Source organism: Bacillus methanolicus, assembly GCF_028888695.1.
GTDB classification, from domain to species: Bacteria; Bacillota; Bacilli; order Bacillales; family Cytobacillaceae; genus Bacillus_Z; species Bacillus_Z methanolicus_B.
Genome location: NZ_PNFF01000002.1, coordinates 227,348 through 240,487, shown reverse-complemented (window position 1 = coordinate 240,487; position 13,140 = coordinate 227,348). Strand labels below are relative to the sequence as shown.

At 35.6% G+C, this 13,140-nt stretch carries 12 protein-coding genes and 1 pseudogene; all 13 read left to right on the top strand.

What is annotated here, in order from left to right; all coding sequences use genetic code 11:
- Window positions 1-1,293: an oligosaccharide flippase family protein gene (locus C0966_RS12840; RefSeq protein WP_274856112.1), complete on the top strand. Its 1,293-nt coding sequence runs from the start codon at window positions 1-3 to the stop codon at window positions 1,291-1,293.
- Window positions 1,294-1,489: 196 nt separating this feature from the next.
- Complete coding sequence (locus C0966_RS18685; protein WP_425535956.1) at window positions 1,490-1,630, top strand: DegT/DnrJ/EryC1/StrS family aminotransferase; 141 nt, start codon at window positions 1,490-1,492, stop codon at window positions 1,628-1,630.
- A complete protein-coding gene (locus C0966_RS18680; protein WP_274856110.1) occupies window positions 1,620-1,964 on the top strand; it encodes a DegT/DnrJ/EryC1/StrS family aminotransferase in 345 nt (114 codons plus the stop codon). The genes C0966_RS18685 and C0966_RS18680 overlap by 11 nt, the downstream gene beginning before the upstream one ends.
- Window positions 1,937-2,122, top strand: a complete 186-nt coding sequence (locus tag C0966_RS18675) for a UDP-N-acetylglucosamine 2-epimerase (RefSeq protein WP_425535947.1) — start codon at window positions 1,937-1,939, stop codon at window positions 2,120-2,122. The genes C0966_RS18680 and C0966_RS18675 overlap by 28 nt, the downstream gene beginning before the upstream one ends.
- A gap of 28 nt (window positions 2,123-2,150) precedes the next feature.
- On the top strand, window positions 2,151-2,549 hold the full coding sequence (locus C0966_RS12825) for a UDP-N-acetylglucosamine 2-epimerase (protein WP_274856107.1): 399 nt from the start codon (window positions 2,151-2,153) through the stop codon (window positions 2,547-2,549).
- 229 nt (window positions 2,550-2,778) lie between these two features.
- On the top strand, window positions 2,779-3,045 hold the full coding sequence (locus tag C0966_RS12820; RefSeq protein ID WP_274856106.1) for a hypothetical protein: 267 nt from the start codon (window positions 2,779-2,781) through the stop codon (window positions 3,043-3,045).
- A gap of 734 nt (window positions 3,046-3,779) precedes the next feature.
- Window positions 3,780-4,904, top strand: a complete 1,125-nt coding sequence (locus tag C0966_RS12815; protein ID WP_274856105.1) for a hypothetical protein — start codon at window positions 3,780-3,782, stop codon at window positions 4,902-4,904.
- Window positions 4,905-4,999: 95 nt separating this feature from the next.
- On the top strand, window positions 5,000-6,286 hold the full coding sequence (locus C0966_RS12810; RefSeq protein WP_274856104.1) for an O-antigen polymerase: 1,287 nt from the start codon (window positions 5,000-5,002) through the stop codon (window positions 6,284-6,286).
- A gap of 111 nt (window positions 6,287-6,397) precedes the next feature.
- Window positions 6,398-7,180, top strand: a pseudogene (locus C0966_RS12805) (transposase); the annotation flags it as partial.
- A 431-nt stretch (window positions 7,181-7,611) separates the two neighbouring features.
- Window positions 7,612-8,709 carry a glycosyltransferase family 4 protein gene (locus C0966_RS12800; RefSeq protein ID WP_274856103.1) on the top strand — a complete coding sequence of 366 codons (1,098 nt, stop codon included), beginning with the start codon at window positions 7,612-7,614 and terminating at the stop codon, window positions 8,707-8,709.
- A gap of 88 nt (window positions 8,710-8,797) precedes the next feature.
- A complete protein-coding gene (locus C0966_RS12795) occupies window positions 8,798-10,078 on the top strand; it encodes an IS110 family transposase (protein WP_274854009.1) in 1,281 nt (426 codons plus the stop codon).
- A gap of 426 nt (window positions 10,079-10,504) precedes the next feature.
- The gene (locus C0966_RS12790) at window positions 10,505-11,626 is read left to right on the top strand and encodes a glycosyltransferase family 4 protein (RefSeq protein ID WP_274856101.1); all 1,122 of its coding nucleotides are present in this window, start codon (window positions 10,505-10,507) and stop codon (window positions 11,624-11,626) included.
- A gap of 21 nt (window positions 11,627-11,647) precedes the next feature.
- Window positions 11,648-13,021: a sugar phosphate nucleotidyltransferase gene (locus tag C0966_RS12785; RefSeq protein ID WP_274856100.1), complete on the top strand. Its 1,374-nt coding sequence runs from the start codon at window positions 11,648-11,650 to the stop codon at window positions 13,019-13,021.
- Window positions 13,022-13,140 lie beyond the last annotated feature (119 nt).

Genomic DNA, 13,140 nt, shown 5'->3' with positions numbered 1-13,140 from the left:
GTGGAGATTTTATATAAAGTTAAAAGGTTGACAAAGCAAGAATTTCTGAGAAACGTATTGACGTTGATGACAGGCACAACTATTGCCCAATTGCTACCCATTTTAGTTTCTCCTATATTAACGAGGATTTACAGTCCGAGTGATTTTGGGAGTTATGCTCTATATATTTCTATGATAAGTATTATATCTGTAGCGGTTACATTAAGATATGAGTTTGCTATTGTGACTCCAAAAAAAAGAGAAGATGCTCTAAATGTGCTTAGCCTTTCTTTGCTTGTTTCGTTTAGTATTAGTATTTTGATGTTCATTATTGTACTATTGTTTCATAAAAACATCATTAGCTTAATAGGAAACGAAAGAATAGCAAATTGGCTTTATTCTATGCCTTTAGCTGCTTTTTTATTGGGCATGATACAAATTTTCAATTACTGGTTTAATAGAGAAAAGCTATTCAATGTCTTATCGAAAAGCAGGATAATACAGACATTTGGGAATATACTTCCTAATATAGCAATAGGTCTTATTTATAAGAATGAATTTGGTTTAATCTTTGGTCATTTATTGGGAGCTACTGCTTCTGTAGTTTATCTTTTTTATAATTTTACAAGGACTGAAGGTATTATTGACGAATTTAGGAAAAATGTCTCCTTATCGAAAATAAGGGAACAAGCCATAATTTATAAAGAATATCCTAAATTTAATACATTGAGTGCTTTTTTAGACACAATGTCACTACAATTGCCGGCGTTATTTGTAAGTAAAATCTATTCAAGTACAAACTTGGGTTATTATAACTTAACGATCCGAACAATAAGCACACCATTATCAGTAATATCGACTTCAGTATCACAGGTATTTTTTCAAAAAATTTCAGAAGCATATAATCAAAATAAGCCATTACGGCCAATTATTTTAAAGACAGCAAAATATTTATCGTTAGTTTCTATTTTTACTTTAATACTCTTGTTATTTTGTGGACCGCAGCTATTTGCATTTGTTTTTGGAGAAAAATGGTTTATTGCTGGAGAGTTTGCAAGGATACTTGGATTTTCGTATGTCATCAAATTTGTTGTCTCACCGTTAAGTGTTGCCTTTTTAGCTGTAGGAGAAGTTAGAAGACTCTTTTATTTACAGGCATTTCGTTTTATTTGTACAGTGTTGGTTCTCTTTTTATGTTTGAATGTAGATATTATACAGTTTTTGCTTTTTTATAGTTTGTATGAATTTTTTTATTACATACTTTACTTTATTCTTATATTAAGATTAGAAACAAAAAATGGACGTTTTTTATAGAATATACCGACTATCGAGGAAGTGTCCTAACGTTCGGGGCATCATTGTACTGTGATGGTTAACTTCGGTATTGTAAATCACTAATAAATTTGGTAGGGAGTCAGGACAAAATGAAAATTCGCCTGCTCGATCTATCAGAACAATACCAATCCATGAAAGAAGAAATTTTCAAAAAGCTTGATGAAGTCATGTCCTCATCTCGTTTTATTTAGGAGATAACGTAAAGCAATTAAAATCGGATATTGCAAAATACAGCAATGTCAAACATAGTATTGTCGTAGGGAACGGTAGTGACGCGATCCATATTGCTCTCCAAGCGGTAGGCGTTGGCGAGTGATTACTACCTCTTTTACTTTCTTCCTACGGCTGATTCTATCGCTCGTACTGGGGCGAAGTCGGTTGTTGTGAATATTGATCCGGTAACTTTTATATCGATCCGTCGAAAACTGAAGCAGCTATTACTCCGAGAACAAAGGAAACCGTTCCTGTTCATTTATACGTCCAAATGGCGGATAATGGAACCGATTGTGGAGATTGATCAAAAATATCATTTAGCGATTATTGAGGATGCTACTCAGGCCATTGGAGCGAAGTATAAATGGAAACCGGTCGGAGAGATGGGGACGGCTGCTACATATAAAAAATGCCAGAAGAAATTAATCGAGTGCTAACCGACCATATATCGAATTTGTTATTTGCTCCAACGGATATGGCAGTGGAAAACTTAAGAAAAGAAAGCATCACTGAAAATGACTTTAATGTTGGGGATGTGATGTATGACGCCTTTTTATATAATTCCGCTTTAGCTGAGCAAGGAGTATTCTCTTGAAAAGTTTGGTTTAGAGCCGAAAAAATATTTGCTTGCGACGATTCATCGGGCTGAAAATACGGATTCAAGAGAGCATCTTCTTGCGATTTTCAACTCGTTCGCTGAATTGGGGGACATAGTGTTTCTTCCGCTCCATCCACGTACAAAACATAAGTTAGAGGAATATGGTTTAACCGAAATTGTACAAAAAGCGGATCATATAAAAATTGTTGAGCCTGTTTCGTATTTAGAGATGCTTTTATTAGAAAAACATGCAAAAACGATTGTAACAGATTTCGGAGGGGTACAGAAGGAGGCTTATTTTGCAAAAGTTCCTTGCCTCACTTTGAGAACTGAAATGGAATGGGTAGAAACAGTAGAAGTTGGGTGCAATCGTTTAGTCAACCTGCTTGAAGAAGATTGGGCTGAGGTAATTCAACAATTTTAGCCGACTGATTTTTCCATTCCTTTGTATGGGGATGGAAAGGCATCCGAAAAAAATTGTGAACATCATCGTGAATTTTCTTTCCAAAAACAAGCCTATAGTAGTTTGTTTATAGGCGGCTATAGTTTAAGGAGTGACAACATGTCTAATTGTGATCAAAGGCCAAAATGTCGTGATGAGGAAAACGTTTCTTTTGGTAAAAATGTAATCAATGGAAATAATGTGGTTATTTATGAAGGGACAAAAAAAGGCGATATGTCATTATTCAAGACAATGTTGTAATTGGCAAACAACCAACATGTGCAAAAGCACGATTTTACCGGAAACGAAACAACTTCCGCCAACTGTCATTGGTTCGGGAGTAACAATTGGGACTTCGGCCATTATTTATGCAAATACCGAAATTGGTGATGAAGTGTTTATTGCTGATTTAGCCGCGATTCATGAAAGGGTAATTATTGGAGAAAAGAACCATTGTTGGTCGAGGCGTGGCCATTGAAAATGATCGTAAGGTAGGTAAATACTGTAATTTAGAAACAAACTGTTATATTATGGATTATTCAGAGTTGGGTGATTACGCATATATTGCTTCTTGTGTTGTTACGACAAATAATAACTATGGCGCGTAGTAAGGAGCGTTTTGGAAAATTTAAGGGAGTGACTGTGAAAACAGGAGGACGTATAGGTGCTAACGTGACTATTCTTTACTGGAAAGGTAATCAAGGAGGATGGCACTGTGACAGACAGGAGTGTAGTCACGAAAGATGTGGAGAAAGAGGAACTAGTTGTGGGAGTACTAGCTAATAAATTGAGAGATGTTCCAGAAAATCAACTACTAAGAAATTAATAAAGTATTAAAAAACAAGAAAAATTCTAAAAGAAACAATTATATGTTAATCCTGTAATGCCATGAATGTCATAATATATTCCAAAAGAAACATTATCGCCCATAATAATGATTCCCACGCCAGTTATACTGCTCCTAGGGATAGGTAGAAAAAGGAGCGAAAGCAAGATGAAACGGTTAAAAAACACCAATGATCTAGATTATAGACACAACGAACAGAGAGTTGTGTGATGCAGGTAATGTTGTGTCATTGGAAAGTAGCTAACATGTGCAAAATTATCAATACTTCTTAAAGCGAAGCTACTATTTGTGAACATGTAACAGAGAACAAGTGATTTATGAAAAGTAGGGGAGAATCCTTAAAAAATAATAAAAGGTGAAAGCTTATGAAAGACAAAAAAACAGTTACGTTAGTAACAGGTCATTATTATGAATCTAAAAGAAAAGCAGGTTTTCACTGGATTGCTAATGAATTTTATAAAAAAGGGTGGAAAGTAGTTTTTTTAACAGCTTCAATAAGCTATTTGTCTAAATTAAAAGGTGATTATCGTTTTGCATTTAATATTGAGAAAGAGAAAAATAAATTAGTACAAATCAAGGAAAATCTTTATAGCTATGTGTATTTTACAATGTGGCATCCAGCTAATTTAAGAAATAATTATTTGAATAAATGCACTAGTAAGCTTTTTTCATATTATGGTAATAAAATTAATTATGAATTAAAAGAGATTGTTAAACAAACAGATTTATTTATTTTTGAAAGCACTCCTGCTTTACTTTTATTTAAAACCTTCAAGAATCTAAATTCTAAAGCGAAGTTTATTTATAGAGTTTCAGATGATTTGAAATTATTAAATGTTCACCCATATATAATAACATTCGAAAACGAAAATTATACGAAATTTGATTTAGTAAGTGTCCCATGTGAATATATATATAATAAATTTAAAATAAAGGAAATAGTAAAGTTGCAATATCACGGTATCGATACTAGATATTTTGATGATGAGAAAATAGTTTCTCCTTTTAAACCAAAGACTATAAATGCTGTTTTTGTTGGAAATTCTCATTTTGACTATGAGTTTTTAGATATAGCATCAAAAGAATTTCCACAAATTTATTTTCACATTATTGGTCCGCTTGAAAAAAAGATCCGGAGAGAGAATATAATATATTATGGTGAAATGGCATTTACAGACACAGTGAAATATATCAAATTTGCCGATATAGGATTAGCAAATAGATCATATTTTAAGGGAGCAGAGTCATTAACAGATTCATTGAAGATACTACAGTATTCATATTGTAATATTCCTTATGTTGCACCTGAATTCCTCAAATCAAGAAGAGAAAACGGTTTTTTTTATTTTACAGGTGATAAAAGAACAATGATTGAAGCTATTCAAAAAGCACTATTATATAAAAACACAAATATCAAACCAAAAAATAATGTAGTAAATACTTGGGAAGAATTAGTTCATGATATGTGTAATGCTATTGGAATAGAATAAAAGGAAAATATGTATTTTTAGATTGTTAGTTAGAGGTGTATTTTAACTATAAAGATACAGATTAGTCTTTTGTTTTCTTAAAGGAGTAATAATAAATGAAAATAAAAACAATAGATATTTTTAATCCGTTTTTCATGATACCGACGATTTTTGTTATGCAGTTCCTCATTTGGTATATATTTATGCCTGATAACTCTTACTTAGAGGGAGTAAAACCAAAAGAGCACAATTTTTTATCGATTTTTAGATTCTTAATATTAATGATTTCAATGGTGACTGGATTTTTCTTTGCAAAAATACTATTAAAAAAAGAAAATTTATTTCAAATAAAAACAAGAGTTAATACCAATTTTTATATAATTATAAATATAATTTGTTTCTTTATTTTCTTAATTGGTGAATTTTTTTATTTAAAGAGTGCCTTAAATTTGATTTCAAGTATAAATATTCAATCTCTTTTGAATGAGGGTATATCAGTTTATGCAAAAGAGGTTATTAATAATAGGATAATAGGGTTATCTTCATTAAACAATATTTTTATTATTCCACTTGCTATTTCTTCATTATTATTATTCAGCAAGGAACCTTCAAATAAAATTAGATATTTTTCAATATTTGTAATTTTATTTATAGGGGCAGTTACATTGTTCCACGCTTTATTCTTAGCTGGGCGAATGTTTTTTATATATTATGTAGTAGTGATAAGTTGTTGCCACGCATTATTTAAACCTAAGAAAATAAAAATAAGTAGTATAATAATTGTTTTATTAACATTGATTTTAATTGTAATATTTGCGGAATTTTTTAGATATGGAATAATTTTCTCGCAGAGAAATGGAGTTGCTCTTTTTTCCACTGATACTCTACTAGCTATCATTGAGTATATATCAATAGCATATATATCAAATGATGTCAATAACACAATGATAGCTCTAGCAAATGATTCTTCTTTACAATTAGTTTCTTCTTCACCTGTACTAAAAGGAGTTTTATCATTAATTGGAATAAATAATTTTATGGATATTTTTTCCTTCAATCATTTACCAAGAGGGCATGGAACGGTAAATTTTTTGGGATTAATTTGGTTTGATTTCGGATGGGCAGGAATAGCGGTAGGATTTTTGGTTGGTTTTTTTTGTCAGTATTATTATATAAAAGCTTGTTCTTCATCGGCAATTATTAGTACAGATATTCTAATATTCGTTACAATATCACCTGCGTTATATAGCATTTCTAGAATTAATTACTTTGGCCAAACCATTTTTTTATTACCCTTTATCTTAATTGTTCTAATACGAGCACTTTTAATTAGGAAAGTTAAGGTTCATCATCATAACGTAATATTGACAAAGCGCATTAATCATAGAGTTGAGTCTGTATAATTGTGTAAAAAGGAAATGGAAAAAGGGCCATGTTGCTTCCCCTTTGGTAGAATAAACAGTGGATCAAAACCACCAAACATATGGAGGAACGCAAACATGGCTTAATACCATATTACCCTAAATGGCGAACTTTTGTACGGATTATTGACGAGAGATCAGGGATTGGCCAAGCTGCTGAAACAAGTCCTCAATCAAATCTTTGAGGTGCAAGTGGAAGAACAGCTGGAGGCACGCCGTTATGAGCGGACGAAAGAACGAAAAGTCTATCAAACGGATCATATCCACGCCAGCTGACACCCCGGGTGGGACGGTTGACCTTGCGTGTTCCGTGGACAAGTGATAGGGAGTTCTCTACGGAACTGTTTCAACGATACCAACGAAGTGAACAAGAGCTTGTACTCGCACTCATGGAAATAGCGGTAAATGGGGATTCGACTCGAAAAGTGACCCAAATCACCGAGGAGTTATGTGGGACATCGTTTTCCAAATCCACGGTCTTCTTGTTGTGCAAGGAACTTGATCCAATTATCCGAGACTAGAATCAACGGTTTCTTCATGAGCACATGTATCCGTTTGTGCTGATGGCCCGGCTGCTGTTGGAACAAGTACTGGAAGGAAAAATCGCCAAAAGCCATGCACATCCTCGAAGAAGGATTTGAGAAGAAGGATTTGAAGACGCAATGCCGTATTGGACGATCCGGATCGTTACCATTGTCGTCTGCACGCGACCAATGGGATGGAACGGCTGAACGAAGAAATCCGCCGCAGAGAACGGGTGATCCGCATCTTTCCGAACTGGGAATCGGTGTATCGTCTCGTGGACGCCGTGCTGATTGAAATCGATGAAAAATGGATGTCGAGACCAAATACACGGATATGCCCAAATATTTCCAATAGGGAAAACGAAAGAGCAAGAAACCCGATCGACGGATCAGGATGCTCCGTCGATGAAGAGGATAGATAACCTCTTCGCCGTGTCAAGGAGAACGTGGAATACCAGGGCGAAGCGAGGATCTACCGAGAAAGCTCCTTGACACGCTTGTTTCTTGACAATATGATCGTTTGTCCGGGAAGGCGACCGGCAGGGAGGCTTGCCGGGTTTACCTGCCATACGTCAAGTCATCAGGTCCATGTTTTCTATCAGAGGGGAATTTACACAATAATTTGGACTTGACCATCTATCTTACATTACACAAAATTCTTGACGGTACCGTTCATTGTCTAAGATTTCGAAAAAGGTAGATTTTTTCACTTTTTTTGAAGACGTGTTCAAAAATAGCTTAAATAAAATTTGTTTTTAAACAATAAGAGATGAGGATAAAATTATGGAAATAATTGTTATAAACGGTCGGTTTCTTACTCAACGTATTACCGGTGTTCAAAGATTTGCATTAGAATTTGTTAAAGCATTGGATAAATTAATTGAAGTAAATGATATCTGTTTAAGATTTGAATTAGTTATTATGGCTCCACAAAATATAATTAACGATATAAATTTGAAGAATATTAAAGTTATTCCTGTTGGTAGAATGAAAGGACATTTATGGGAGCAATTTGAGCTCCCTTTTTATTCTAGAGGAGGATTACTAGTTAATTTGTGCAATACAGGTCCTTTACTAAAACACAAACAAATTGTTACTATTCACGATGCTGCTGTTTACTCCAAACCTGAAGGATTCACAAAAACATTTATTTATTGGTATAAGTTTTTATTCAAAATATTATCACTTATTGCTTGTAGGATTGTCACTGTTTCTGAATTCTCGAAAAAAGAGTTAGTTCATTATTGTAAGGTAAAACAGAATAAAATAAGAGTTATTTCAGAAGGATGGGAACATATTCAACGAACAGACGCAGATTTAGATGTTTTTCGAAAGCATAATATAAGTCCTAAAAAATATATTTTAGCAGTAAGTAGTCTAAATCCGAATAAAAACTTTCAAGGGATAGTTAAGGCTATTGAGTCTCTAGGTAATATTGGAACAGATATTGTTATTGCAGGAGGAACAAATCCTAAAATCTTTAGTTCTTTCAATGATTCGTTGCCTAACAGTGTGAAGTATATAGGTTATGTTACTGATGAAGAATTAAAAGCTCTTTATGAAGAAGCAATAGGATTTATTTATCCATCTTTATACGAAGGCTTTGGTCTCCCACCTTTAGAAGCCATGGCCTGTGGTTGCCCTGTAATTGTTTCAAATGTTGCTTCTTTGCCTGAAGTTTGTGGGGATGCAGCATTATATGTTGATCCGTATAGTCCAGAGGATATTGCTGAAAAAATCAAATTACTATTATCGGATGATAAATTAAAAGAGAAATTACGGAGAAAAGGGCTAGAAAGAGCTAATATGTTTTCGTGGAAGAAATGTGCGAAGGAAACGCTCAAAGTGATTGAGGAGCATTCCTGTAATGAAGAAATTTGAGGTTTGAAACAAAAAGAGCCCTCTTGGTATAGTACAGGGTGTCAATGCATTGACCCCGAATTAATAAGTTACCAAGGAGGACTCAATAATGAATTATACTCAAAATCGAAAAATCTCGCAAATCACACCATCAACATTAATAATCGGCATTGATATTGCCAAAGACAAACACGTGGCACGGGCACAAGACGATCGAGGAATTGAATTTGGAAAACGCTTGATCTTTGAAAATCGCATACATGGTTTCCAAATGCTTTTAGATTGGGTGAATCGACACCAAAAAGAAAATGATAAGAACCATGTGATTTTTGGGGTTGAACCAACCGGGCCCTACTGGTTAAATCTCGCTTATTTCCTTACCGCAAAGGGCTATGACTTTGTGCTAGTCAATCCGATGCATGTAAAGAAAAGCAAAGAGCTTGATGACAACTCTCCAACAAAAAACGATACAAAAGACGCCAGAGTGATTGCACAGCTGATTAAAGACGGCCGATACTCCGTACCAAATCTCTTAGACGGCATTTACGCGGAACTAAGAGAAGGCGTCAAAATAAGAGATCAGCTCACTCAACAGCTTGCCATCACAGAAGGACGTATTCAAAATTTGATTCAACGTTATTTTCCGGAGTTTTTCGATGTTTTCGGGGATTGGGAAGGAAAAGCAGCTCTTTGCACGCTAAAACTGTTTCCATTTCCTTCTCAAATTAAAGAAATGACACCTGAAGAGATTCTCTCAAAGTGGAAGCCATTTGTACAACGAGGAGTTGGAATGAAGCGAGCAACGAAACTAGTGGAAACGGCCAAAAAGAGCATTGGAATTCAAATCGGGATTCAGTTTGCCAAACGTGAAATGGAATATCTGATTGACCAATATGAGCTTTATCAAACGCAGTTGGAAGAGTTGGATCAGGAGCTAGAAGCTCTTGTAGAAACGATCCCAGGTGCTAAGCAAATGATGAATATTTCTGGGTTAGGTGTTACAACAGTCGCTCTATTCTTCGCTGAAGTGGGTGATCTCACAAAGTACAGTCACCCTCAGCAATTAGTTAATCTGGCAGGCCTTTCATTACGTGAGCATAGTTCTGGAAAATTTAAAGGACAAACCAGAATAACGAAACGGGGACGAAGCAGGCTGCGTAAAGCTCTGTACCTAGCGATTCGGCCACTCGTTGCCCATAATCCAACTTTTAAAGCTTTACATCAATACTATACAAAACGATCTGAAAGGCCTTTAAAAAAGCAACAGTCTCTCATCGCTTTGTGTTGTAAGCTATTACGTGTCTTATTTGTCATTGGTCAAAAACAGTGTGAATTTGATGGTTCAAAATTATTGCAAGGCTTGCCTCAAATTACATTACAAGTTGCTTAAACCGATTTATTAACCAATTTGTTAATCAAATTACTATCGAATACTTCAAGTATTTCTAAAGACAAACACCAATAGTGCCGAGTCGGAGTTTATTTTTACCATACGGGCTTATGACCCAGCTGAGGAGCTTATCCGACCTCCACCTCATGGATACGCAGGACGAAGGAATGTATGGATCCCAATCCGGTGATACATGGGAGGGTTAGCGACCGTGAGATGAGTGGAGATTTTGCGCACGGTCATAACTGTTATTACCAAACAATACCAGTTTGGTTGGTAGGATGGCCCCCCATCTGTAAGAAATTTAAATAAATTCAATTTATAACCATGATTTTCGGTGGATCAACTATTAGGTGTTAATGAAATTTAGAGAAAACGTGAGTATTCGGGAGAATTTTAAAGTATATAGAGGGAGGTGCTAGCAAAGTGAAAGTTGCAATCATTCACGACTGGCTAGTCACCTATGCAGGCGCGGAGAAAGTATTGGAACAATTACTCAAGATTTATCCTGATGCTGATTTGTTTAGCCTCGTAGACTTTATAGATGAAGATCAGAGAGATTTTATTTTAAATAAACAGGTTACTACCTCTTTTATTCAAAAGTTGCCGTTTGCTCGGAAAAAATATCGCAGCTATCTTCCTTTTATGCCGTTAGCTATTGAGCAATTGGATGTATCGAAGTATGATATTGTCATTTCAAGTTCGCATGCAGTTGCGAAGGGAGTGATTACAGGCCCTGACCAACTGCATATTTCTTATGTTCATTCGCCAATCCGCTATGCATGGGATTTGCAGCATCAATATTTAAAAGAAGCGGGATTAGACCGAGGAATAAAAGGCTGGATCGCGAAGACAATCCTTCATTACATAAGAAATTGGGATTATCGTACGGCAAATGGTGTCGACTATTTTGTAGCGAATTCAAAATTTATCGCTAGGAGAATTTGGAAAGTATATCGAAGGGAAGCGGATGTCATCTATCCACCGGTAGATGTGTCCGCTTTTATTTTCCACGATAAAAAAGAAGACTTTTATCTTACAGCATCTCGAATGGTTCCATATAAAAAAATTGACTTAATCGTTGAAGCTTTCTCACAAATGCCGGATAAAAAGTTAGTTGTTATTGGTGATGGGCCAGATTTCAATAAAATTAAGGCAAAGGCTGCTTCTAATGTAGAGTTACTTGGATATCAGCCTTTTGAAGTTTTAAAAGATTATATGCAGCGGGCAAAAGCATTTGTATTTGCTGCTGAGGAGGACTTCGGGATTATACCTGTTGAGGCACAATCTTGTGGTACCCCAGTTATTGCCTTTGGGAAAGGGGAGGCATTAGAAACTGTTCGAGGATACGGACAATCTGAGAATCCAACAGGTTTATTTTTTGAAGAACAAACAGTAAAATCGCTAGTTCATTCTATTAAGTCATTTGAGAATATCTCAGGTGATATTAAATACCAAGATTGTCGTGAAAATGCGTTGCGTTTTTCACCAGAAAGATTTAGGAAAGAGTTTCAAGACTATGTGAATAATAAACTCAAAAATATGTAAATAAAAATTAGGAGGTCTCCAATGAAACTTGTATTGTTATCCGGTGGCTCCGGCAAACGCCTTTGGCCGTTATCTAATGATGCTCGTTCAAAGCAGTTTTTAAAAGTGTTAGAAAATCAAAATGGCGAGTTACAATCAATGGTTCAGCGAGTCTGGGGGCAGTTGGGAAATGTCGGCCTAGCTAATTCTGCTGTCATCGCTACTAGCAAATCCCAAGTCGATATGATTCAAAGTCAATTAGGACATGATGTACCGATTATTATTGAACCGAAGCGCCGTGATACTTTTCCGGCGATTGCTTTAGCATCGGTATATCTATATAGCATTCAAGGGATTAGTTTAAACGAAGTCATTGCTGTGTTGCCTGTTGATCCTTATGCAGAGGATCGCTTTTTTAATCGAGTGAAAGATTTAGAGGAAACTGTACTAGCGAGTGGAGCCGATTTGGCGTTAATCGGGGTAGAGCCAACGTACCCATCTGCGAAGTACGGTTATATTGTTCCAGCTTCCAAATCTAGTGATAGCGATTATTTAAGGGTAAGTCATTTTACAGAGAAGCCGACCGAAGAAAAAGCAGCGGAATTAATTGAACAAGGGGCTCTTTGGAATTGCGGCGTGTTTGCGTTTAAGCTTGATAATATAATCTCCTTACTGCAAGAAAAAGGACTTCCAATTCAATATGATGAGTTATTAAAGCAGTATGATAAGTTACCGAAAATTAGCTTTGACTATGAGGTCGTAGAAAAGACAGAACATATTGTTGTATTGCCTTACGATGGTTATTGGAAAGACCTTGGAACATGGAATACGTTAACAGAGGAAATGGCAACAAACCAAATTGGTAAAGGTGTTATTGCCGCTTCAGAAAATACTCATTTAATTAATGAGTTGGATATTCCTGTTACCGTATTAGGAGTATCGAATGCCATTGTTGCCGTGAGTCCGGACGGAATTTTAGTTTCCGATAAAGCAGCAAGCCCAAGAATTAAAGAACTCGTGAACGACTTTGATCAACGTCCGATGTATGAAGAACGTCGCTGGGGTTGGTATCGAGTATTAGATTATACAAAGTTTGAAGATGGAAGAGAGGTATTAACAAAACGAATCGGCGTTACAGCAGGGAAAAATTTAAGTTATCAGATGCACTATAAACGCAGTGAAGTGTGGACCATAATTAAAGGAGAAGGAGAATTTGCTCTTAATGGCGAGATTCGCTGCGTGAAGCCGGGTGATGTGCTTGAAATTCCTGTTGGGGCAGAACATGGGATTAAAGCAACTACGGATTTAGAATTTATTGAAGTGCAAACAGGAACGGAGCTTATCGAGGAAGATATTATTCGTATTTATATGACATGGGAAGAAGTAGAAGAGAATTGCTATCATATAAGTAAGTAATGTCATGCCGCTAAAGCAATGCTTTAGCGGTCTTATTTTTTTAGAGGAGGATAAAAATGAACTAGCAAACTACCTATAAAAAATGGCTTTCATATCCAGCGTTAGATGCAGAGTTAAAA

Excerpts from the sequence above, each read along its gene's own strand:
- C0966_RS12820 (WP_274856106.1), top strand. The coding sequence starts at position 2,779 with ATGAAGGGACAAAAAAAGGCGATATGTCATTATTCAAGACAATGTTGT.
- C0966_RS12785 (WP_274856100.1), top strand. The coding sequence starts at position 11,648 with ATGAAACTTGTATTGTTATCCGGTGGCTCCGGCAAACGCCTTTGGCCG.
- C0966_RS12810 (WP_274856104.1), top strand. The coding sequence starts at position 5,000 with ATGAAAATAAAAACAATAGATATTTTTAATCCGTTTTTCATGATACCG.
- C0966_RS18675 (WP_425535947.1), top strand. The coding sequence starts at position 1,937 with ATGCCAGAAGAAATTAATCGAGTGCTAACCGACCATATATCGAATTTG.
- C0966_RS12795 (WP_274854009.1), top strand. The coding sequence starts at position 8,798 with ATGAATTATACTCAAAATCGAAAAATCTCGCAAATCACACCATCAACA.
- C0966_RS12815 (WP_274856105.1), top strand. The coding sequence starts at position 3,780 with ATGAAAGACAAAAAAACAGTTACGTTAGTAACAGGTCATTATTATGAA.
- C0966_RS12800 (WP_274856103.1), top strand. The coding sequence starts at position 7,612 with ATGGAAATAATTGTTATAAACGGTCGGTTTCTTACTCAACGTATTACC.